General features: G+C 68.6%; 18 protein-coding genes and 1 tRNA gene. 6 read left to right on the top strand and 13 right to left on the bottom strand.

What is annotated here, in order from left to right:
• Nucleotides 1-198 precede the first annotated feature (198 nt).
• From AACX88_RS11195 to AACX88_RS11205, 3 genes are all read right to left on the bottom strand, one after another.
• Nucleotides 199-289, bottom strand: a tRNA-Ser gene (locus AACX88_RS11195).
• Between the two features lie 68 nt (nt 290-357).
• Nucleotides 358-792, bottom strand: a complete 435-nt coding sequence (locus AACX88_RS11200; protein ID WP_339393094.1) for a nucleoside deaminase — start codon at nt 790-792, stop codon at nt 358-360.
• 59 nt (nt 793-851) lie between these two features.
• Entirely contained in the window at nt 852-1,409 is a 558-nt protein-coding gene (locus AACX88_RS11205) for a tRNA adenosine deaminase-associated protein (protein WP_339393095.1), read from the bottom strand.
• Nucleotides 1,410-1,491: 82 nt separating this feature from the next.
• Here AACX88_RS11205 and upp point away from each other — a divergent pair, with 82 nt between their 5' ends.
• The 3 genes from upp to AACX88_RS11220 all read left to right on the top strand — a co-directional run bounded on the left by upp (nt 1,492) and on the right by AACX88_RS11220 (nt 4,151).
• A complete protein-coding gene (upp, locus tag AACX88_RS11210) occupies nt 1,492-2,130 on the top strand; it encodes a uracil phosphoribosyltransferase (protein WP_339393096.1) in 639 nt (212 codons plus the stop codon).
• Nucleotides 2,131-2,379: 249 nt separating this feature from the next.
• Nucleotides 2,380-3,150 carry a winged helix-turn-helix domain-containing protein gene (locus AACX88_RS11215; RefSeq protein WP_339393097.1) on the top strand — a complete coding sequence of 257 codons (771 nt, stop codon included), beginning with the start codon at nt 2,380-2,382 and terminating at the stop codon, nt 3,148-3,150.
• A gap of 59 nt (nt 3,151-3,209) precedes the next feature.
• Nucleotides 3,210-4,151: an endonuclease/exonuclease/phosphatase family protein gene (locus AACX88_RS11220; RefSeq protein ID WP_339393098.1), complete on the top strand. Its 942-nt coding sequence runs from the start codon at nt 3,210-3,212 to the stop codon at nt 4,149-4,151.
• A 42-nt stretch (nt 4,152-4,193) separates the two neighbouring features.
• Here the strand turns inward: AACX88_RS11220 and AACX88_RS11225 are convergent, their stop codons facing one another.
• Together AACX88_RS11225 and AACX88_RS11230 are read right to left on the bottom strand one after the other, a co-directional pair.
• Nucleotides 4,194-5,384: a MarP family serine protease gene (locus AACX88_RS11225; RefSeq protein WP_339393099.1), complete on the bottom strand. Its 1,191-nt coding sequence runs from the start codon at nt 5,382-5,384 to the stop codon at nt 4,194-4,196.
• Nucleotides 5,381-7,153, bottom strand: coding sequence for a PrsW family intramembrane metalloprotease (locus tag AACX88_RS11230; protein WP_339393100.1), 1,773 nt, complete (start codon nt 7,151-7,153; stop codon nt 5,381-5,383). The genes AACX88_RS11225 and AACX88_RS11230 overlap by 4 nt, the downstream gene beginning before the upstream one ends.
• Nucleotides 7,154-7,634: 481 nt before the next feature.
• Between AACX88_RS11230 and AACX88_RS11235 the strand changes: the two genes are divergently transcribed.
• Nucleotides 7,635-9,494 carry an LPXTG cell wall anchor domain-containing protein gene (locus AACX88_RS11235; protein ID WP_339393101.1) on the top strand — a complete coding sequence of 620 codons (1,860 nt, stop codon included), beginning with the start codon at nt 7,635-7,637 and terminating at the stop codon, nt 9,492-9,494.
• Nucleotides 9,495-9,505: 11 nt separating this feature from the next.
• Here AACX88_RS11235 and AACX88_RS11240 read toward each other — a convergent pair whose 3' ends face one another.
• From AACX88_RS11240 to AACX88_RS11265, 6 genes are read right to left on the bottom strand one after another with little or no spacing between them, the layout of a single operon-like run.
• The gene (locus AACX88_RS11240) at nt 9,506-10,297 is read right to left on the bottom strand and encodes an HpcH/HpaI aldolase family protein (RefSeq protein ID WP_339393102.1); all 792 of its coding nucleotides are present in this window, start codon (nt 10,295-10,297) and stop codon (nt 9,506-9,508) included.
• Nucleotides 10,282-11,067 (bottom strand): fumarylacetoacetate hydrolase family protein, encoded by a 786-nt coding sequence (locus AACX88_RS11245; RefSeq protein WP_339393103.1) that lies wholly within the window; start codon nt 11,065-11,067, stop codon nt 10,282-10,284. Before AACX88_RS11245 ends, AACX88_RS11240 begins: the two co-directional genes overlap by 16 nt.
• A 48-nt stretch (nt 11,068-11,115) precedes the next feature.
• Nucleotides 11,116-12,228, bottom strand: coding sequence for a 3,4-dihydroxyphenylacetate 2,3-dioxygenase (gene hpaD / locus AACX88_RS11250; protein ID WP_339393104.1), 1,113 nt, complete (start codon nt 12,226-12,228; stop codon nt 11,116-11,118).
• Between the two features lie 11 nt (nt 12,229-12,239).
• Nucleotides 12,240-13,754 carry an aldehyde dehydrogenase gene (locus tag AACX88_RS11255; RefSeq protein WP_339393105.1) on the bottom strand — a complete coding sequence of 505 codons (1,515 nt, stop codon included), beginning with the start codon at nt 13,752-13,754 and terminating at the stop codon, nt 12,240-12,242.
• Nucleotides 13,751-14,479, bottom strand: a complete 729-nt coding sequence (locus AACX88_RS11260) for a GntR family transcriptional regulator (protein WP_339393106.1) — start codon at nt 14,477-14,479, stop codon at nt 13,751-13,753. Before AACX88_RS11260 ends, AACX88_RS11255 begins: the two co-directional genes overlap by 4 nt.
• Complete coding sequence (locus AACX88_RS11265) at nt 14,476-16,038, bottom strand: fumarylacetoacetate hydrolase family protein (RefSeq protein WP_339393107.1); 1,563 nt, start codon at nt 16,036-16,038, stop codon at nt 14,476-14,478. The genes AACX88_RS11260 and AACX88_RS11265 overlap by 4 nt, the downstream gene beginning before the upstream one ends.
• A gap of 210 nt (nt 16,039-16,248) precedes the next feature.
• On the opposite strand from AACX88_RS11265, the gene AACX88_RS11270 reads away from it, so the two are divergent.
• The gene (locus AACX88_RS11270) at nt 16,249-18,231 is read left to right on the top strand and encodes an FAD-binding monooxygenase (protein ID WP_339393108.1); all 1,983 of its coding nucleotides are present in this window, start codon (nt 16,249-16,251) and stop codon (nt 18,229-18,231) included.
• 81 nt (nt 18,232-18,312) lie between these two features.
• Nucleotides 18,313-18,783, top strand: coding sequence for an SRPBCC family protein (locus tag AACX88_RS11275; protein WP_339393109.1), 471 nt, complete (start codon nt 18,313-18,315; stop codon nt 18,781-18,783).
• A 107-nt stretch (nt 18,784-18,890) separates the two neighbouring features.
• On the opposite strand, the gene AACX88_RS11280 is transcribed toward AACX88_RS11275, so the two are convergent.
• Together AACX88_RS11280 and AACX88_RS11285 are read right to left on the bottom strand one after the other, a co-directional pair.
• Entirely contained in the window at nt 18,891-19,445 is a 555-nt protein-coding gene (locus AACX88_RS11280; protein WP_339393110.1) for a hypothetical protein, read from the bottom strand.
• 109 nt (nt 19,446-19,554) lie between these two features.
• Nucleotides 19,555-21,327 carry an HNH endonuclease gene (locus tag AACX88_RS11285; RefSeq protein WP_339393111.1) on the bottom strand — a complete coding sequence of 591 codons (1,773 nt, stop codon included), beginning with the start codon at nt 21,325-21,327 and terminating at the stop codon, nt 19,555-19,557.
• Nucleotides 21,328-21,394 lie beyond the last annotated feature (67 nt).

Consider the following 21,394-nt stretch of genomic DNA (forward strand, 5'->3'; position numbering starts at 1 on the left):
AAGGCCGACTCCGGCACTTCCATGATGCGGAAAACTATTTCTGTTTCATCTGGACAGTCTGGCCGCACACGTGCATGTGTGTCAATCGTCACAGGAGCGCCGGGCGGATCCCGGCCCCACTGCCACCAGTGTACGACCGGTGCAGTCCCGATTGTGCCCCGGACAGCAGAAAACCCCTGGCTGACCAGGGGTTTCCTTTGGCGGTGGCGGTGGGATTTGAACCCACGGTACGGGGTTACCGTACACAACATTTCGAGTGTTGCACCTTCGGCCGCTCGGACACGCCACCGCCGACAACAATACAGTCGGTGCGGCGAGCGGGCCAAATCCTCAACCCGTGAGAGCGGTCACGCCGGTTCATGCCCGCTTCGCGGCGAAGAAGTCGGTGAGCAGGGCAGCGCACGCACTCGCCTGCACACCCGCGTAGACCTCGGGGTGATGGAGGGCGGCGCGGTCGCGGGGAATGTCCCAGACGGAACCGACGGCCCCGGCCTTGTCGTCGAAGGCACCGAAGACGAGGCGGGCGATCCGGGAGCCGACGATCGCCCCGGCGCACATCACGCAGGGTTCCAGGGTGACGACGAGGGTGCAGCCGTCGAGGCGCCACCGCCCGGTCGCCTCGGCGGCGGACCGCAGAGCGATGAGCTCGGCGTGTCCGAGCGGGTCCGCATCGATCTCGCGCCGGTTGTGTCCGGTCCCGATGATCCGTCCCGACCCGTCGAGGACGAGCGCCCCGACGGGAACGTCGTCATGTCGGGACGCTTCGGCCGCCTCGGCGAGGGCGAGGGCCATCCACGCGGAGAACTCGGCATGCCCGCCGAACCCGAGTTCGGTCGGCGGCTGACCCGGGTTCAGCGTGCGGCCTCGAGCTGGTCGGCGAAGCCCACGGTCTCGCCGACGTGGGCGACGACACGGGCCGGGTCGGACCGGTACTTCTCGACCTGTTCGATGAGGTCGGCCGCAGGCAGTCCTCGGTCGGCATAGATGTCGGCGTCCCCGCCCCATTCGGCGTCGCCGTCGAAATCGAGCATCTCGACCTCCTCATCCTCCTCGTCCTCGTCCTCATCGGAGGCCGATGCCTCCTCGTCGAGGCCGAACTCCTCCTCCGGCTCGGCCTCGTAGGCGTCGGGGCGGGAGTCGAGGTAGTCGGTGAAGATCACGGCGAAGGGGCTGAGTTCGACGGCGCGGAGGTCGGAGAGGAAGACCTTGACCTCGTTGTCCTCACACAGGCGCACGAGGCCGAACCATTCGTCCTCGTGTTCGATGACCGCGATCGCCTCGCCGTCGTCGGAGCCGGTGGTGCGCATCATGTCGACGAGGCTGTCGAGGTCCGTGGCGTCACGGACGTCGACGTCGAGGGCTCGGAAGCCGTCGCCGGTGTCGGCGAGGATCTCACTGAAGTAGGACATGTCTCCATTGTGGACTCTTCGCAGTCCTTTCACCACAGGATCCGCGCATTCCGCGCAGGTGTTTCGACGTACCATTTCCTGTATGCGCCTTCACGTAGCCGATCACCCGCTCATCGCCCACAAGCTCAGCGTCCTCCGCGACGAGTCCACCGATTCCGCGCGGTTCCGGCAGCTCACCGAGGAGCTCGTCATGCTGCTCGCCTACGAGGCGACGCGCTCGGTCGCCGTCGAAGACCGTGAGGGCAGGACCCCGGTCGCGACGTTCACCGGCACGCGCCTGGCCGAACCCCGTCCCGTCGTCGTCCCGATCCTCCGGGCCGGCCTCGGCATGCTCGACGGGATGCTGCGCATCCTGCCCACCGCCGAGGTGGGTTTCCTCGGCATGGTCCGCGACGAGACGACGTTCGAGCCCACCGCGTACGCCGACCGTCTGCCCGATGACCTGAGCGGTCGGCAGATCTTCGTCGTCGACCCGATGCTCGCGACCGGAGGCACCCTGGCCATGGCCATCGACTTCCTCCTGGCCCGCGGCGCCCGTGACGTCACCGCGGTGTGCCTCGTCTCCGCCCCCGAGGGCGTGCAGCGCATCGAGGCGGATTACGGGCAGTCGGCGAACGTCGAGATCTACACCGCCGCCCTCGACGAGCGCCTCAACGAACAGGGCTACATCGTTCCCGGACTCGGCGACGCCGGCGACCGGATGTACGGCATCGTCGACTAGGGTCGTCGACCAGACCCGGTTCGTCATATTCCGTCACAGTCGTCTCAAAAGCGGCGAATCCTTTGCACCCCCTGATGAGTGTGACGAATAATGAAGCCATGACCTCTGCGACGTATCAGCCTCGAATGTGTGCGGCAGCCATGTGCATGCCCTGCGTTCGTCGTCGGTGATCGTCCTTCCGCTGTCCGACCGCGAACGAGTGCACGTCGTCAACGCAGCGGATCCCACCTCACCATTCAGAGGACAGGTATGCCGAACCCAGAACCGAACTACGTCCACCCCCGCAGCGCAGTCGCCGTCCGGCGGGCAGGAGCCAGGTTGAGCGCCGTCGACCCGCAGAACCCCCCGCACACGTACGGTCCCTCCGGGGTCGTGCCCTCGCCGAAGGCCGCCCGCGGCATCATCGTCTACATCGGCCTCGACGAGTCGAAGGCCGCCGCCGACGGCACGAACCTCTCCGCGATCGCCGGTGAGCTCCAGGCGTATGCGAAGGAGCTCGCCTCGCAGGCGGAGACGCAGGCCGTCATCGCCCTGGCCCCCGAGGGTCGCGGCAGCGACATCGACGCGGTGCGCGCCGTCGCCACCGGCTCCCCCGCCGCCAGCGGCACCCCGGCCGGTACGCACGGACCGGTCCGCTCCCGCATTCCCAACCGCATCCACCCCCCGGCCCTGCGGGAGTCCGAGAGCTTCCCGGAGAAGGCCGCCGAGCGCCTGCGCATCGACATCCCCCGCCGGGAGGTGCGCATCGAGGGCGAACTCGTCGACGTCACGACGAAGGAGTTCGACCTGCTCGCCACCCTCGTCTCCCATGCCGATGAGACTTTGCCGCGCGAAGCGCTCATCGCCGCCGTGTGGTCGGGCGCGGACGAACCGGACGAACGCACCGTCGACGTCCACATCCGCCGGCTGCGCCGCCGCCTCGGCGAGCATTCCTCGGTCATCCGCACGATGCGGGGATCAGGCTACCGGTACGACACGCACCCCGACGTCACCGTGTGGTCGGCGACCGCGCACCGGTGACGCGGATCGCACCACTCACCCAGGAGGGGGCCAGACTTCACGGTTAGGCTGTCTAATCGATGAATCAGGCATACCCCCGAACCAAGCCCGCGCGGAGGTCCGCGAAGGGAGTCACCGCACTCGTCTTCGGCATCCTCTATGCTGCGTTCCTCCTGCTCCACGACCTGCTGCCCGCCAGGGGCGGCATCGCCCTCCTCGTCGAGAGCGTGTTGCCGTGGACCGGGGTGTTCGTCGGACTCATCCTCCTCATGGCGCTCTTCCGCTTCTCCATCCTCTCCGCGCTCGGCGTGCTCCTGCCCTCGATCGTGTGGCTGACGATGTTCGGTGGGGCGCTGCTGCCCGCCGAGGAGTCCGGGACTCCCGATCTCACCGTCGGTACGCAGAACGTCGGGGCCAGGCTGCCGCAGCCGACGGCGACCGCGCAGAGCCTCATCGACGCCGAACCCGACATCCTCACGATCCAGGAGCTCGAATCGCTCTCGGGCAGGATCATCCGCAAGCAGCTCGACTCATCGTTCGAGTACTCGCGCGTGGTGGGCACCGTCGGGGTGTGGTCGAAGTGGCCGATGTCGGCCCCCGAGGAGGTCGACCTGGGTCTGCCGTGGCAGCGGGCGTTCGCGACGACGGTGACGACCGATCACGGCAAGGTGCGCTTCTACGCCGTGCACATGCCCTCGGTGCGTCCCGGCAAGGAGGCGATGCGCAACGCCGCGCTGCGCCGACTCTCCACGGTCGTCGCCGCCGACGAGTCCGCGCAGATCATCGTCGCCGGTGACTTCAACACGGCGACGACGGACCGGAACTTCTCCGAACTCGTTCCTCCGCTCGAGGACTCCCGCGTCGAGGCCCGCGGCGGCTTCGGGTTCACGTGGCCGGCGGTCTTCCCGGTGACGCGTCTCGACCACATCCTCTACCGCGGCTTCGACGTGACCTCCGACCGCGTCCTCGACCAGGGCACGAGCGACCACCGCGCGGTCCTCGCCGGCCTCGACCTCGCCTGAGCGCGGTCTGCTTCGGGCACTGCCCTATTTCGTGCACTCGTCTTATTTCGTGCACTGCCCGGTCGGCTGCGGGGTGGTGCTGTTCGCGCCCGACTGGAGTTCGTCGCGGATCTCGGCGCGGGTGAGTGCGTAGCCGGTCTCCTCGTCGGTGGCCGAACGGGCGAAGACCATGCCGATGACGTTGCCGTCCGCGTCGAGCAGCGGCCCGCCCGAATTGCCTTCGCGGACGATGCCGCGCACCGAGTACACCTCGCGCACGACGCTGTCCTCGTCGTAGATGTCGAGGCCGCGGGCGTTGATCTTCTCGCGCACCCGTGACGGGGAGATCGTGTACGGGCCGTTGCCGGGGTAGCCGACGACGACGGAGTCGTCGCCGGGACCGGCCGGGGAGCCGAACTCGAGGGCAGGTGCGTCGAGGTCGGGAACCCGGAGCACGGCGACGTCGGCTTCGGGATCGAATTCGACCACCTCGGCGGAGTAGGGACGACCGGTGCCTCCGACCTGCACCGCCAGGCCCGTGGAGCCGGCGACGACGTGGGCGTTGGTCGCCACGAGGCCGTTGTCGTAGACGAACCCCGTGCCCTCGGACCCGGCCGAGCACGTCGTGGTCGTCGTCGTGATCTTGACGACGGACTCCTCGACCTTCCTGCCGACGTCGACCATTCCCGTATCGGGTTCGCCAACCCCGCGGATCTGCTCGGTCTGGCCGGAGAACACCTGCGGGAAGCCGGTGGCACGCAGGGTCGAGGCGAGGTCGCCCAGCGCCACCTGCGAGGAGTACGGGATGGTCCGGTCGATCGCGGCGATGACGGCGGATTCGGCGACCCACCGGTTGGGTTCGACGAGCGGCGTGGCGCGGACGAATCCGGCGGCGAGCCAGACGACGAGGACATAGACGATGCCCGCGGTCACCGTCCCGCCGATCGAGTCGATGCCCTGGCCGAGCTCGGAGTCCATGGCTTTGCGGATCCACGTGCCGATCGCGTTGCCGGCGAAGGCGAAGAGGACGCTGAGGACCAAGGGCATGGCGGCGAGGAGAGCGATGACGCCGGGGTTCTCCATCGCCGAGGTGCCTGCGGAGAGGTTCTCGACGAGCGGGGAGAGCAGGCGTCCGGCGATCCAGCCGACGACGAAGCCGACGACCGTGCACAGTCCCACGATGAAGCCCTGCCGGAATCCGAGGAAGAGCGCACCGATGCCGAGGAGGACGATGATGATGTCGACGACGATCACGAGGCCGGCCTCGCCCCGCCCTTGGCGGCTGCCAGCAGTCGGTCGCGGGCGTCGGAGAACTCGCCCAGCTCGAAGCTTTCGATGGTCTTCTCCTTCGGTCCGCCGAGGCCGGCGAGCAGACGCATCCGGGTGGTCGTGAGCTGACCGGCCAGTCGGATCATCGTGCGCATCTCCTCCTTGCCGCCGGGGAACGACTTCGCCCAGCGCTTGCCGCGGCGCCGGCCCTTCCAGGTGCCGAGCATGTCGACCTCGGCGTGGGAGAGCCATCCGGAGTTCGCGTAGTCGCCGAGCATGTTGAGCGTGTGGAGGCGCTCGCTGCGGCGCAGGATGAGTCCGACGACGACCCAGCAGGTGGTGAGGATGAAGCTCAAGACGATGAGGCCGACGATCTGGGCGACGGGGCTGATGAGCTGGAGCCCGGTCATCGAGCCGTTCCAGATCGCGTGGAGGCACATGCCGATGAGGAGTCCCGGCAGCCACATGAGGACCACGGCCCACCACGGCCATTTGCGGGCCGCGAAGCCGATCGTCACTCCCGCCCAGGTGGAGAACGCGGTGTGGAGCAGGGGCGAGCACAGGCAGCGGAGCACGAAGGTCACCCAGAGCCCCGAGGTGCTCTCCTCCCACGCGGCGCCGAGGTAGAGGACGTTCTCCGTGAACGCGAAGCCCGCGCCGATGAGGGCGCCGTAGACGAGGCCGTCGAGGGGTCCGTCGAAGTGACGGCGGGCGAGAAGGACGATGACGACGAGGAGGGAGGTCTTCACCGTCTCCTCGACGATCGGGGCCTGGACGACGGTGGCGAAGACGTCGGGGACGCCGCCGACGCCGACGAGGGAGAGCGCGACCTCGCTGATGAAGGACACGAAGAGTGTGAGCCCCACCGAGGCGACCGCGCCCCAGAGGAGGCAGAGGCCGAGGATGAGCTTCGGCTGCGGCCGCCACCTGTCGAGCCAGAGGACGTAGGCGATGATCCCGATGAGCGGGATCGCGGAGAGGCCGATGAGGCCGAAGAGGCGGGTGCCGAAGTTGTAGCCGCCGAAGATCGCCATGACGAGGAGACCGAAGACGAGCACGCAGACGGCGAGGATGGCGAGGACGAGGCGGACGACGTTGCCCGTCGATCCGGGTTCGGGTGGCGGTTCCGCACGCCGCACGGCCCCGGTCCATGCGGTCTCGGCGACGCGTTGCTGGGGTGCCTGCATCTGCGCGCGCACCCGCATCTCCTGGGTCACGGTCGGGGCGAAGCGCGGCTGTTCGTAGACCCGCTGCTGCATGAGGCGCGGGTGCGGCTGGGCCCGGTACGGGTGGGGCTGGTTATGGGGTGGTTGGCCTTGGTGCTGGCCGGGGTGAGCCTGGCCGGAGTGTTCGGTGCGCTGAGTCTGTCGCGGTCGCGGTCGGAAGCGGTCGTTGCTGCGGCGCGGATCGACGCGCGGGGGCCTCATGCTGCCGGGTGGCCCGGCGAACTGCTGCGGGCCCTGCTGCATCGCGGGCTGGCCCTGCATCGGCGGCTGACCCTGCGGCGGGCCCGCGAACTGCTGCGGATTCCGGCCCTGCACCATCGGCTGGCCCTGCAGGCCCGACACCGGTCCCGGGTGCTGCATCGGCTGGCCCTGCATCGGGGGCTGACCCTGCATCGGGGGCGGTCCGGAGCGCTGACCACCCTGCGGACCCGGAACGTGCGGCGGAGGGACGGGATGGTTCGGGGCACCGGGCCGATCACCGGGCCGATTCGGGCCCTGGCCCTGTCCTGGGCCCGACTGTTCCGACATATCTCGTCCTTCTCCGTGGGGCACTCCCACGCCGCTGTTCAGGGCGTTCTCTGCTTCTGCTCGTCCAGTCTACGGTCGAACACTGACACAGGGCCGAGCGCTGCGTGTCTGTTCGGCAACAACGCACCTGAGTTTCGGCGACAACGCTTGTCATGCCCGGGCGACAACGCACCAACGTTCTGAGCCCACTTCGCCTCCCGTCCTCGGACTCTCCCACCTTCCCGCCACCTCGCGCTGACGTCGACTCGTGCTTATTTCCCTGTGGACGGCGACTCCCTCTCATCCCCTGGATCCGGTCGACCACCGCGCCCGACCGAGCAGCCCGAACCGCTCCCCCACGTCAGCCCGCACCCACTGTCCTCCACACCCCGGTACCTCGCGGCCCTCACTCGTGCTCATATTCCTGTGGACGCTCAGACGGTTTCCACAGGCCCGAATCCGCCTCTGGTCATCCGCAGCACACTCGGCGTGCAATCGACGCATGAGCACACACAGACCACACACGCACCCGTTCGTCCTCACCCTCCTCGTCCTGGCCCTTCTCACCGCCCTGGGATCGTCTCCCGCGGCGGCGAAGGCCGGCCTCGGCGAGGTACCCCTGTCGGCGAAGTCGCAGCTCTACGGGCCCGGCCTCTGGTATGAGGCGCCCGAGGGCAGGACCTGGTACGGCGCCTACCGCACGTTCCCGGACACCTACGCGTACTGCATCGACGCGGGCAAGCAGTCCCCGCTGCCGGAGAACTTCACCGATGCGAAGGCGCAGACGGTGACGGCCCCGCAGACGGCGTGGGCGCTGAGCAAGTACTCCGATTCGGACTCCGCCGATGTCCAGGCGGCGCTCAGCGCGATCGCCCGCGCGGACAAGCGGATCGACCACGACCACACGGTTCCCCCGCAGGAGCCGGACGAGCTGGGGAAGAAGTTCGCCGGTGCCGCGAAGAAGTATGCGCAGATCACCGCCGAAGCGAAGCGGTTCGCCGGCCCCTATACGCTGTCCGTCGACCTCGAACCGGTCCTCGACATGCCGAAGCTCGAGCCGTACGACGCGAAGCCCGACGACGGCAAGGAGCTCAGCCTGCCGACGACGAACACGGTCACCCTCACCGTCTCGCTCACCTCGGCCTCGGACACGGAGGTGCCCGACGTCCCGATCACCCTGACGATCACCGGGGCCGACGGGCCGACAAGTGTGACGAGCGGAGAGAAACCGGCCACTGCGAAGCTCACCGCCTCACAGCCGGGCACCGTGGCGGTGAGTGCCGAGGCGAGTCTCGCCCCGACCACGGTCAAGCTCTTCGCACCGACTTCGGGGACCCGAGTGCAGCGGGTCATCACGCCCGATGAGCCCACGACGGTCACCGATTCCGCCGAGGTTGACCTCACCTCCCAACCGCGTGTGACCACGGAGATCTCCGAGCAGACGCCGCAGCCGGGCGACGAGGTCACCGACATCTTCACGGTCGCCGGGCTCATCGGTGATGACACCGTCACCGTCGTCCACGAGCTGTGGGCGACGAGGACGAAACCGACGGTCGGGAAGAAGAACGACGATGCCGAGTCGATCGGCACCGTGACCTCGAGAGACATCGGGAACGGGACGCACACCTCGGCGGGGATCCGGATCCCTGCGGACTTCCGCGGGTGGGTGTACTTCACCGAGACCATCGCCGGTGACGAGACGACGAAGGAATGGACGGGCGTCCACGGACAGCCGAAGGAGACCGGGTTCGTCCCGTGGACGCCGACGGCGAGCACGCAGGCCGAGATCGCCGGCGCCCAGGTCACCGACGAGATCGCGGTGTCCGGGCTGCGTCCCGGCGCCGAGGCGAAGCTCACCGTGACCGCCTACCGCACCGACGCGCAGCCGAAGCAGTCGCCCGAGGCCTCGGGCACGGAGATCGACGTCCAGGACTTCACCGTCGTCGCCGATCAGGAGGGCACGGCAAGTGTGAGCACGGAGCCGATCGAGATGCCGGTGGGCTGGGTGACGTTCGTGACGTCGATCGCCGAGGATGAGGTCCACCGAGGCTGGACGAGCGACTGGGGCATCCCCTCGGAGACGGTCGAACGTCCGCCTGAGGAGAAGCCGAGCGCGCCGCCGGCCCCTCCGACGACCCCACCCCCGCCCGAACAGCCGAGCCCGCCGCCATCGACGAAGACGCCCGCACCGAGCACTGCCCCGCCGGTCGAACCCGTGGCGGAGAAGCCCAAGGCGCCAGCCGATGAGCTGCCGCGCACGGGAGCCGAGGGCAACGCGATGCTCATCGGAATCGGCATCGTCCTCATCGGCGTCGGAGCGGCCACCCTCATCGTCACCGGTCGACAGAAGCGCGAGGAGTGAGAGCGCCGGTGTCAGTCCCCGCTCGCCCACTCCTTCGCCCAGGCCCGGGCACCGTGGGCGAGCAGGCCGACGTCGGCACCGACGAGGACGAACGAGGCCCCGGCCTCGAGGTAGGCACGTGCCTGGACGGGATCGAAGGCGTTGACGCCGACGGGTTTGCCGGCGGAACGGACGGCCTCGAAGGTGCGCAGCACCGCGGCGGTGACCTCGGGATGGGTCTGCTGACCGAGCAGACCCATCGACGCCGCGAGGTCGGAGGGACCGACGAAGACCGCGTCGATGCCCTCGACGGAGGCGATCGCCTCGGCGTTGTCCACCGCGGTCGCCGACTCGATCTGCACGGTCAGGGACACGAGCTCATCGGCGCTGGCCAGGTAGTCGGGCACCATCGTCCAGCGGGAGGCGCGGGCGAGCGCCGCACCCACCCCGCGCACCCCGTGCGGCGGGTAGCGCACGGACCGGGCGGCCTCCTCGGCGTCGGCGCGGGTGTCGACCATCGGCACAAGCAGGTTCTGCGCGCCGAGGTCGAGGAACTGCTTGATGAGGACCCGATCGAGGACGGGCACGCGGACGACGGGGGTCGCCGGGCAGCCGTTCATCGCCTGGAGCAGTGGGGTCGTCGTCTCCAGCCCGATCGGCGAATGTTCAGCGTCGAGGAGCACCCAGTCGAGTCCCGACGACGCGGCGATCTCCGCGGCCACGGGCGAACCCGAGGTCACCCACATGCCGGCCAGGTGCCCGCCCGGGGTCAGGCCGGCGAGACGGTCGGCGAGGGTCGGCGGCAGGTCTAGGCGAAACGACATGTGATGACCCCCAGATCCCGGAAGTCGGCGTGGACGGTGTCACCGGGATGAACCCACATCGGGCGGGTGAACGACCCGGCGAGCACGGTCTCCCCCGCGCGGAGGATCACTCCGTGGTCGGCAAGCTTGTTCGCCAGCCATGCGATGCCGCGGGCCGGGTGGTCGAGGACAGCGGCGGCGACCCCGGAGTCCTCGATCGTCTCGTTGCGGTAGAGCAGGGCCGAGACCCACCGAAGGTCGAGTGCGTCGACGGGCACGGGACGACCGCCGAGGACCATCGCCCCGAGGGCGGCGTTGTCAGCGATCGTGTCGACGATGGTCCGCCCCTCCATCTCGATGCGCGAAGAGAGGATCTCGAGCGCCGGGACTACGTACTCGGTGGCCCTGAGGACATCGGTGAGACCCACCCCCGGGCCGGTCAGGTCCTGACCGAGGACGAAGGCGAGTTCGACCTCGACGCGCACCCCCGAGTACTGCCCATGGTCGATGACGGACCCGGTCTCATAGACCTGGTCGGCGAAGATCGTCCCGTAGTCGGGTTCGGTGATGCCGGTGGCCTGCTGCATCGGCTTCGAGGTCAGCCCGATCTTGTGCCCGACCACGCGCCGTCCCGCGGCCTCCCCGCGGCGGCGCCATTCGGCCTGCACCGCATACGAGTCCTCGACGGTCATCTCGGGGTGTGCAGCCGTGAGCAGGCCGATCCTCGCACCGGCGCGTTCGGCCTCGGCGAGATCATCGGCGATGCCGGCGATGACGGTCTCATCGAGCATGGTCGTCCTCCTTCTCGGAACTCAAGCTGTCTCAGAGCTCAGGGTGTCTCAGAGCTGGTGGCCGAGCTTGAATTCGCTCTCGCCGTCGTCCGACCCCGAATGCTTCGCGAAGTCGTTCTCGGCGTCCTCCCGGCGCGTGTACGAGAAGCCATCGGCGCCGATCGTCACCTCCATCTCCGAGTCATCGGTGCGCGCGGTCAGCGGCACCGGCTTGCCCTCGAGGTCGAGGACCGTCGAGGCGTCGGTGTACCACGAGGGCACGACCGGGTTGCCCCACCAGTCGCGGCGCTGATTGTCGTGGACGTCCCAGGTCACCCGCGGATTGTCGGGGTCGCCGGTGTAGTAGTCCTGCGTGTAGATCTCGATGCGGTGTCCATCGGGGTCGCGGAGGTAGAGGTAGAAGGCGTTCGAGACCCCGTGCCTGCCCGGCCCGCGTTCGATCGCATCGGACATCCGCAGGGCACCCAGCTTGTCGCAGATCGCGAGGATGTTGTGCTTCTCGTGCGTGGCGAACGCGACGTGGTGCATGCGGGGACCGTCACCACCGGTCATCGCGGTGTCGTGGACGGTGGGTTTGCGCCGCATCCATGCCGCGTAGACCGTGCCGTCGCCGTCCTGGATGTCCTCGGTGACCCGGAAGCCCAGGTCCTCCATGTAGCCGACGGCCTTCGGCACATCGGGGGTGACCTGGTTGAAGTGGTCGAGGCGCACGAGCGCTCCCGGCGAGTAGAGGTCGTAGCGCCACGCGAGACGCTCGACGTGCTCGACATCGTAGAAGAACTCGTAAGGGAAGCCGAGCGGATCCTGCACGCGCACGGAGTCCCCGATCCCGCGGACGAAGCCCTCGGCCCGCCGCTGGGTGGGACATCCGAGCTCACGGTAGAACGCCTCGGCGGCATCGACCTCCTCCGGGCTGCGCACCCGGAACGAGAACGCGGCCACGGCCGCCTCCGGGCCCTGCCGGAGGACGAGGTTGTGGTGGATGAACTCCTCCATCGACCGCAGGTAGACGGTGGTCTCGTCCTCCCACGTGACCTGCAGGTCGAGGACGTCGACGTAGAAGTCGCGGGACCGTTTCAGGTCGGTGACGACGATCTCCATGTACGCACAGCGCACGACGTCGGGGGCAGGGACGGAGGGGGTGGGGATGGTCTGGGTCATGTCGGTTCCTCTCACTGCTTCCCGAAGACGGGGTTGTGGACCTCGCCGAGGTTGATGTGCACGGCCTGCTGGTCGGTGTAGAAGTCGATCGACCGGTACCCGCCCTCGTGGCCGAGGCCCGAGGCCTTGACGCCGCCGAAGGGGGTGCGCAGGTCGCGGACGTTGTTCGAGTTCAGCCACACCATGCCGGATTCGACGGCCTGCGAGAAGTTGTGCGCCCGCTTGAGATCGGAGGTCCAGATGTACGCGGCGAGACCGTACTTCGTGTCATTCGCCAGAGCGAGCGCCTCCTCGTCGGTGGAGAACGGGGTGATCGCGACGACGGGGCCGAAGATCTCCTCCTGGAAGATCCTCGCATCGGGCATGACGTCGGCGAAGACGGTGGGTTCGACGAAGTTCCCGGTCTCGAAGCCCTCGGGACGGCCGCCGCCGGCGACGAGGCGGGCCTCGCCCTTGCCGATCTCGACGTACGACATGACCTTCTCGTAGTGCTCGGGGTGGACGAGCGCTGCCACCTCGGTGTCGGGATCCGAAGGCAGACCGACCTTGACGCGCTTCGCCTGCGCGGCGTAGCGCTCGACGAACTCGTCGTAGATCGACTCCTCGACGAGGATGCGCGAACCGGCCGTGCAGCGTTCCCCGTTGAGGGAGAAGACGCCGAAGATCGTCGCGTTGATCGCGGCGTCGAGGTCGGCGTCGGCGAAGACGACGGCCGGGGACTTGCCGCCGAGCTCCATGGACAGGCCCTTGAGCCAGGGGGCGGCGTTGGCGAAGATCGTCTGCCCGGTCGAGGACTCACCGGTGAAGGAGATGAGCGGGACGTCGGGGTGCTTGACGAGGGAATCGCCGGCGAAGCCCTCCTCGCCGAAGCCGTTGACCATGTTGAACACGCCCGTGGGCAGGCCCGCCTCCTCGAAGATGCCCGGCCACAGGGACGCCGAGAGCGGGGTGAACTCGGCGGGCTTGAGCACGACCGTGTTGCCTGTCGCGATCGCCGGAGCGAGCTTCCACGATTCGAGCATGAACGGGGTGTTCCACGGGGTGATGAGACCGGCGACGCCCTTGGGCTTGCGGTTGACGTAGTTGGCCTGACGGCCGGGCACCTTGTACGCGTCGTCGACCTGGGCGACGATGAGGTCGGCGAAGAAGCGGAAGTTCTCCGCCGCCCGACGCGCCTGACCCTTGGCCTGGGTGATCGGCAGCCCCGAGTCGAAGGACTCCATCTCAGCGAGTTCGTCCTCGCGGCTTTCGACGATGTCGGCGATCCTGTTGAGCACCCGCGCGCGTTCCCGCGGGAGCATCGTCGGCCACGGTCCGTCCTCGAACGCGGTCTTCGCGGCGGCCACGGCGCGGTCGATGTCGGCCTTCTTCCCCGAGGCGGCCCTGATGTAGGGCTCGTTCGTCACCGGGTTGATGACGTCGAACTCGTCGCCGTCGAGGGAGTCGACGAACTCGCCGCCGATGTAGTGGCGGATCTTCTCCGGCAGGTTCGCCGGCGGGGTGATCGCTGCAGTGGGCTCGGTCATGACTGGTCCCTCTCTGGTGCTTCGGTGGCGGGGTTGCCGGTGGCGGGTGCCTGGGTGGCTTCCTGGTAGCTGTGGAGTGTGGCGGTGCGGTGGGCGCGGACGACGCGTTCGACCTCATCCGCCGAGGCGGCCGCCCGGATGAGTGCGATGATCCGGGAGTGCTCGTCGACGGATTCCTGCGCCCGGTCGGGGACGAAGGAGAACGTCGAGTCCCGCAGGTGGGCCAGCCGGTCCCATTCGATGGCGACGAGGGTGCGCAGCCGGTCGTTGGGGCAGCGGGCGAAGAGCGCCGCGTGGAAGGCGTGGTTGAGACGGGTGAAGGCGAGCGGGTCGAAGTTCTCGAGCAGGGCGCGCATGTCCTCGTTGAGGGCTTCGGCCTCGGCGAGGTCGGCGGCGGTGATGTGGGTGAGCGCCTGCGCGGTGGCGGCGCCTTCGAGGACGGCGACGGCCTCCATCGACTGGACGTACGAGCGATAGTCGACCATCGCGACGCGCGCCCCGACGTTGCGTTCGAAGGTGACGAGACCATCGGCTTCGAGGCGGCGGATCGCCTCCCGGACGGGAACGACCGAGGTGTCGAGGTCGACGGCGATCTGGGAGAGCACGAGCTTGTCACCGGCGACGAAGGTGTGGTCGGCGATGCGTTCGCGGATCCACCGGTAAGCGTGCTCCGCCTTGCTCAGCGGGCGCGTGGTCTCTGCGCTGCTGGTGGTCTCTGCTGTCATCGCGAGGACTTCCATTCCTCGAACTTCGCCTTCCACTCGCCCTTGGGCGGGAAGAGCTCCTCGATCGGGTGGCCCGCGGCGACCTGCGCGGCGACCCAGCCGTCCTCGACCTCCTTGGCCAGAGCTGCGTCGACGACCTCCTCGGCGAGGTCCCGAGGGATGACGATGACACCGTCGTCGTCGCCGACGATCACATCACCGGGCAGCACGGTCGCGTTTCCGCAGGCCACGGCGACGTCGGACTCCCACGGCACGTGCTTGCGGCCGAGGACCGCAGGATTCGCAGCGGTCGCGAACACGGGGAGGATGCCGGCCACCTCGGTGGAGTCGCGGACTCCCCCGTCGGTGACGACTCCGGCCGCGCCGAGGGCCTTCGCACGCAGGGCGAGGATGTCGCCGAGGGTGCCCGACCCCGATTCGCCGCGCGCCTCGATGACGATGACCTCGCCGGAGCGGAGGCTGTCGAAGGCGCGCTTCTGTGCGTTGTAGCCGCCGCCGTGGGAGGCGAAGAGGTCTTCGCGGTTCGGGACGAAGCGCAGGGTCTTGGCGACCCCGACGAGGCGGTAGCCGGCCCGCAGAGGGCGGACGCCTTCGATGACGACGTTGTTGAGACCGCGGGCCCGCAGCTGGGCGGAGAGCCCTGCGGTCGGGGCCTGCTCGAGCTTCGCGCGCAGGTCGGCGGGGAGAGCGGTGCTGTTCTCCGTGGGAAGGGCTGTGCCGCTCTCGGCGGGCAGTCCCGCTGCCTCGCGGGTACCCCAGGCGTCGACGGTGAGGGCCTCGGTCACGGCGGGAACGCTGCCGAGTTCGGCGTCGAAGTCACCGGGACCCTCGACGACCTCGGTGCGCAGGCGACCGGAGCTCAGCTCCTCCCCCGTGCTCGCCGAGGTGGTGCTCACCTCGACCTCGACGACGTCGCCGGGGACGACGACGCTCGACCCGGCGGGGGTGCCGGTGAGGATGACGTCGCCGGGCTCGAGCGTGAAGTGCTGGCTGAGGTCGGCGATGATCTGGGCGAGCGGGAAGATCAGCTGGTCGTCACCGGTGCCGTCGTCTTGGACGAGGGAGCCGTTGACCCAGGTGCGGATGCGCAGGGACCGGGGGTCCGCCTCGGCGGCGGTGATGAGGTCGGGACCCAGCGGGGTGTAGCCGTCCCGGCTCTTCGAGCGGACGTTCGAGCCCTTGTCGGGGGATTTGAGGTCGTAGAGGCCGAAGTCGTTCGCCGCAGTGACGCCGGCGACGTGATCCCATGCGCTCTCAGCGGTCACCCGGTGGGCGGGGGTGCCGATGACGACGGCGATCTCGCCTTCGAAGGCGAGGAGCTCGGTGCCGGCGGGGCGCTCGATCGTCGCACCGGAGGCGGCGATCGAACTCGTCGCCTTGAGGAAGTAGGAGGGTGCTGCGGGGCTGCTGCCGCGCTGAGCGGCGCGGGACTCGTAGGCCACGTGGACGGCGATGACCTTGCCCGGGCGGGTCGGCGCTGCCGTGACGCGGTCGGCGGGGGTTGCCACCCTGTCGGCTGGGGTCGCGGCACCTGTCGTCGTCGAATCTGCGGTCGTCATCGAGCCCTCACTCCTTCGTCCTGAACTTCTTGGATCGTATACGATACAACGCCGACCGACAAGGGGAAGTGGGCCGTTGCCCACTGCTCGGGGGCGATTGCACTCGATCGTATATGAACTGATACGATCTGGATCACAGGATGCGCGCCGGATCACAGTGACCTGCGGTGGCCGCGGCGCACAACGGCGTGTGAGAGACCGGAGGCTGAGATGCACTTCCACCAGGACGGCTACGTGTCCGCGGATCCGCGGATCGAAGACGCCGCAGGGTACGGAATCGACAGACCTGAGGCGCTGCCCGACGTCGTCGACGTCCTCATCGTCGGCAGCGGCCCGGCCGGCATGGTCGCAGCCGCGCAGCTGGCTCAGTATCCCGACGTCAACACGCGCATCATCGAGAAGCGCGACGGCCGCCTCGTCATCGGTCAGGCAGACGGCATCCAGGCGCGCTCGGTCGAGACCTTCCAGGCGTTCGGGTTCGCCGAGGAGATCATGCGCGAGGGCTACCACATCACGGAGATGTGCTTCTGGAATCCGGATCCGGAGAACCCCGAGCACATCATCCGCACGGGCAGGCCGAAGGACGATGAGACGGGGATCAGCGAGTTCCCGCATCTCATCGTCAACCAGGCGCGGGTGCTCGACTACTTCGCGCAGTTCGCCCGGCAGTCGCCTGGGCGGATCGTGCCCGACTACGGCATCGAGTTCGTCGATCTCTCGATCGAGGATCCGCAGACCGCGGCCGACCCCAAGCATCCGGTGACGGTGACGGTCCGCTACACCGCGGGCGAGCGCTCCGGCCAGCAGCGCACGATCCGCGCAGGCTATGTCATCGGCAGCGACGGCGCCCGTTCGGGCGTGCGCTCGGCGATCGGTCGGACGATGTCCGGCGACCAGGCCAACCACGCGTGGGGCGTCATGGACGTGCTCGCGAACACCGACTTCCCCGACATCAGAACGAAGTGCGCGATCTCGTCGAAGCACGGAAACATCCTCCACATCCCCCGCGAGGGCGGACACCTGTTCCGGATGTACGTCGACCTCGGCGAGGTTCCGGTCGACGATGCGAGGAAGGTGCGGCAGACGAGCATCGAGGAGATCATCGCCAAGGCGAATGCGATCATCGCCCCCTACTCGCTCGATGTGAAGAACGTCGCCTGGCACAGCGTCTACGAGGTCGGGCACCGGCTCACGGATGCCTTCGACGACACGGATGAGTCGGTGCCGGACTCGCCGTGCCCGCGCGTGTTCATCACCGGCGATGCCTGCCACACGCATTCGGCGAAGGCCGGTCAGGGGATGAACGTCTCGATGCAGGACGGGTTCAACCTTGCGTGGAAGCTCGGGCAGGTCGTCTCCGGGCGTTCGTCGACGGAGCTGCTGCGGACGTATTCGGCCGAACGACAGGTCACGGCGAAGAACCTCATCGACTTCGACAAAGAATGGTCGACGCTCATGGCCACACCGCAGGACCAGCTGCCCGACAAGGCCTACCTCGAGGACTTCTACGTCAAGACCGCCGAGTTCCCGGCCGGGTTCATGACCGAGTACACGGAGTCGATGATCACCTCGACGACGGAGAACCAGGAGCTGGCGACCGGATTCCCCGTGGGCAAGCGCTTCAAGTCCGCGCGGGTCAATCGGGTCTGCGATGCGTATCCGCTGCACCTCGGGCACGAGGCGAAGGCCGACGGTCGGTGGCGGATCTACGTCTTCGCCGATGCCGCGACCCCGGCCCCGACGGTCCCTGCCGCGGGGGCGGTCGCCGGCGGCGATGATCGTGCGTCGACGAACGCAGACCTCGCGTCGACGAACGCGCTCTCAGGTGTTCCGGCACTGGGCGAATGGCTGGAGTCCGACCCTGCTTCGCCGTTGGTCGCCTACCGGCGCCGGGGTGAGGACATCGATGCGCTCGTCGAGCTCAGCGTCATCTATCAGCAGCCGCACACCGATTTCGACTTCACCGATGCGCCGACCGCATTCCGCCCCCACGTGGGAACGTTCGGCCTCGAGTACGTCGAGAAGATCTACGCGGCCCTGCCGGATGAGGACATCTTCGACACCCGCGGGATCAGCCGCGACGGTGCCGTGGTCATCGTCCGCCCCGATCAGTACGTCGCCGGGGTCTTCCCGCTCGATGCGCGCGAGGAGATCGGGGAGTTCTTCGCCGGAGTCTTCCTGCCGGAGACATGAGGGCTCGTCGCGCCTGGGAAGTGACTGACGACTTGGGCGGCGGGTCTCGGAAAGCCGCCTTGTCTGTGGCAGGCTGAGGCCATGGCTACGAATGAGAAGAGCATCACAGTCACCCGGGTCATCGACCACTCCACGCAGGAGATCTTCGACGTCCTCACCCTGCCGGAGAACCACGAGCAGTTCGACGGTTCCGACATGGTGCGGGCCGCGGAGAAGTCCCAGCGCATCATGGGTGTCGGCGACGTGTTCGTCATGAATATGTTCTCCGAGCCCATGGGCGGGGACTACCAGATGCACAACCACGTCACCGCCTACGATGCGAACAAGATGGTCGGCTGGCAGCCTGCCCAGGCAGACAACCCCAAGGAGCCGGGCGGTTGGGAATGGCTCTACGAGCTCAATGCCGTCGGCCCCGATTCCACCGAGGTGACGCTCACCTACGACTGGTCGAAGGTCGACGACCCGAAGCTGCTGCCGCTCTTCCCGGTCGTCAGCGAGGAGCAGCTCGACGAATCGCTCAATCGCCTCGCCGCCGCAGTCTCGAGCCGCTGACGATCCTGAGTCGCTGACGGTCTTGGGTCGCTGACCGACTTGAGCCGCCGAGCGCGGCTTCTCGAGTCGCCGACGCCCGCGTTCCCAGGTCGCCGGGAGCCCGCGCGTCAGAACCGGGAGCCGTAGAACTTCTCGGCGTGCCGACGATGCCGGCAGTGCCGACTGCCGACGAGCCCGAAGATCCCTCCGGCGATGAGCGCCGCGCTGCCGAGCGCCCAGAGCACCGCGCCGGGCGCCGGATAGCCGACCTCCATGCCGCCGACCCAGCGCCCCTGTTCGTCCTGACCGTCCCACATGAAGAACGGCGGGTCCATGACCATCGCCACGAGGGCGACGAGGAGGACGAGGCCGAGGATGACCGCGGCCGGCGACCACAGCGTGAGCGAACGTGACAACCATGCCGTGACGGCACACAGCAGGATCGCCGCCCACGGCAGGGCGAACGCGATGTCGAAGTTCTCAGGGTTGATGGGATACTCGCCGAGTGAGGTGATGAGCAGTCGGGGTCCGTCATCGTTGCCGCTGTCGAGCACCGGCACCCAGATCATCGCCACCCACGCGCCCAGGGTGACGAACGGAAGCCACCGGGCGATCCACCGCGCACGCCTGCCCTTCGGCAGCAGCTGAGTGCCGATCGAGTCGGGGCGGTCCACGGTGTTCATGGCCACCATTCTTCGATTCGCCCCGATCTCGCCGGTGGCAGTCATGTTGCAGATCTGCCACCGGGTTTGCGGGCTTCTGCCACCAGGTCGGCGCACTTCTGCCACCGGGTCAGCCGGCACCCTCGAGGAGGCCTGCGAGTAGGACCTGCTCTGCCGCTGATTCCGTTCGGAGCCTGCGCAGCGATTCGAGCGGGCCACGTGTCGACACGGGTGCGACTCCGCCTCGACGCCCTGGACTCTCAGGAGCCGCAACGACCACCCGGAGGTCCGGTGGGATGGTCACGGTCTCGGCGTCGAGGCCAACGTGCTGTTCAGCCCGCGGGACTGCCGGTGGCGACACCGTCTCCGAATCACTCGCCTGTGGCTCCTTACTGCCGGGCACCGAGTCGCTCGAGGGCTCCTCACTGCCGAACGCTGAGTCGCGGGCGGGCTCTGAATCGCGTGCGGGCGCAGGACTGCCCCGCGGCGGGGTGGTGCTGACCTCGAGCAGGCTCGCGAGCTGCCTGCGCCAATCCGACGGCGGCGGATCGGCCGCACCACCCGCGCTGCCGCCCACCGCGCTGCCGCCCACCGCGCCGCCACCCACGACATCGCCGGACCCGACGGGGCGGCGCGGGTACTTCATCCGCTTGACGAACGGCGGAGTCGTCGACGAATACTTCCGGCCCGACGGGGTCGTCACGGTCAGGCCCGCGGCACTCGCCTCATGCGACCACCCGGGATGCTCCTTCGCATAGTTGCACGAGGCGCACAGCCCCGACCCGTTCTCCCATGAAGTGGCACCGCCCTCAGCGAACGGCTTGGCATGGTCGGCGTGCTTGATCGGCGCATCGCACCACGGCGTCCGGCACCGGTCGTCACGGAAGATCACCATCTCCCGCAGCCGCCCGGTGAAGGCACGCCCCCGCGCCTCCGTCCCGACGAGCTGCCCTTCCGTAACCGTGGTGAACATGCGGCGGATGAAGACCTCCGCCTCGTTCGCGGCGAGGAAGCTGCGTGCGGTCGCCGCCGGCAGCGGCCCGAAACCGGGCATCCATGCAGGAACCATGCCGTCGGCGAAGAGCGATTCGGCTTCGATGACGAGGTGGACCTGGCTCGGCACCGCCTGGGCAGACCCCTGCCCGGTGAGCCGTTCGACGAACGTGTCGGTCATGACCTGCGGCTGCCGCCTGCCACCGGCATCACCAGCGGCGATGGCCGAGTCCGCGGCCTCTTTGAGCCCGGTCCACACGGCGACGGCCTCGGGCAGCGGGAGGATCGCGCTCACCCGCCCCATGCCGTCCTCGAGGGTGGTCAGTGTGACCCTGCGGTGGGCCGCGGCCTCCCGCGCCTTCCGCTCGGCGTCCGCGCCGTCGACCTGCATAGCCATCGCCCGCACCTCGGTGCGCAGGCTGCGCGGACCCGACTGGCCGAGGCTGCCCCGCATCCTCGCATCGACCCGGCTGCGATCGGCCGGGGCGAGCGACGCCGTCTCATCGACCATGATCCGCGCCTTCTCGATCGAGATCTCACCGGAGCTCAGTGCCGTGTAGGTCTCCGGCATCTCGGTCACGATCGCACGCGCCGCGGAGATGAACTTCCGCCCCGAGCCCGGGGAGACCCTCTTTGCCAACCCCACCTCATCGCCGGCCCGCACACCCCACTCCTGGACGGGCAGACCGTTGAGCCGGTCGCGGTCACGGCGGAGATCGGCGAAGGCGACCGCCTCGGCGGACTGGGCGGCGGACAGGGTTCCGCTCAGCTCCTCGAGCGCGGTGATCCGCGCAAGTGCCTCAGCCTCGGTGCCCGCCGCAGCGGCACCGCGCAGGTACGCACTCAGCCGGGCCACCTCGGCGAGGTATTCGGAAGCCTCCATCGGCTCCCGGACGGGGTCGACGTCCATGAACCCACCCTAGACGTCGACACTGACATGAGAGTCGGCACTGACATGGGACTCGCCCCTGCCGGAG

Source organism: Brevibacterium metallidurans, from assembly GCF_037101285.1.
Classification (GTDB): domain Bacteria; phylum Actinomycetota; class Actinomycetes; order Actinomycetales; family Brevibacteriaceae; genus Brevibacterium; species Brevibacterium metallidurans.

Coding starts and splice junctions, on each gene's coding strand:
- AACX88_RS11200 (WP_339393094.1), bottom strand. CDS start 792: ATGGCCCTCGCCCTCGCCGAGGCGGCCGAAGCGTCCCGACATGACGAC.
- AACX88_RS11205 (WP_339393095.1), bottom strand. CDS start 1,409: ATGTCCTACTTCAGTGAGATCCTCGCCGACACCGGCGACGGCTTCCGA.
- upp (WP_339393096.1), top strand. CDS start 1,492: ATGCGCCTTCACGTAGCCGATCACCCGCTCATCGCCCACAAGCTCAGC.
- AACX88_RS11215 (WP_339393097.1), top strand. CDS start 2,380: ATGCCGAACCCAGAACCGAACTACGTCCACCCCCGCAGCGCAGTCGCC.
- AACX88_RS11220 (WP_339393098.1), top strand. CDS start 3,210: ATGAATCAGGCATACCCCCGAACCAAGCCCGCGCGGAGGTCCGCGAAG.
- AACX88_RS11230 (WP_339393100.1), bottom strand. CDS start 7,153: ATGTCGGAACAGTCGGGCCCAGGACAGGGCCAGGGCCCGAATCGGCCC.
- AACX88_RS11235 (WP_339393101.1), top strand. CDS start 7,635: ATGAGCACACACAGACCACACACGCACCCGTTCGTCCTCACCCTCCTC.
- AACX88_RS11240 (WP_339393102.1), bottom strand. CDS start 10,297: ATGTCGTTTCGCCTAGACCTGCCGCCGACCCTCGCCGACCGTCTCGCC.
- AACX88_RS11245 (WP_339393103.1), bottom strand. CDS start 11,067: ATGCTCGATGAGACCGTCATCGCCGGCATCGCCGATGATCTCGCCGAG.
- hpaD (WP_339393104.1), bottom strand. CDS start 12,228: ATGACCCAGACCATCCCCACCCCCTCCGTCCCTGCCCCCGACGTCGTG.
- AACX88_RS11255 (WP_339393105.1), bottom strand. CDS start 13,754: ATGACCGAGCCCACTGCAGCGATCACCCCGCCGGCGAACCTGCCGGAG.
- AACX88_RS11260 (WP_339393106.1), bottom strand. CDS start 14,479: ATGACAGCAGAGACCACCAGCAGCGCAGAGACCACGCGCCCGCTGAGC.
- AACX88_RS11265 (WP_339393107.1), bottom strand. CDS start 16,038: ATGACGACCGCAGATTCGACGACGACAGGTGCCGCGACCCCAGCCGAC.
- AACX88_RS11270 (WP_339393108.1), top strand. CDS start 16,249: ATGCACTTCCACCAGGACGGCTACGTGTCCGCGGATCCGCGGATCGAA.
- AACX88_RS11275 (WP_339393109.1), top strand. CDS start 18,313: ATGGCTACGAATGAGAAGAGCATCACAGTCACCCGGGTCATCGACCAC.
- AACX88_RS11280 (WP_339393110.1), bottom strand. CDS start 19,445: ATGAACACCGTGGACCGCCCCGACTCGATCGGCACTCAGCTGCTGCCG.
- AACX88_RS11285 (WP_339393111.1), bottom strand. CDS start 21,327: ATGGACGTCGACCCCGTCCGGGAGCCGATGGAGGCTTCCGAATACCTC.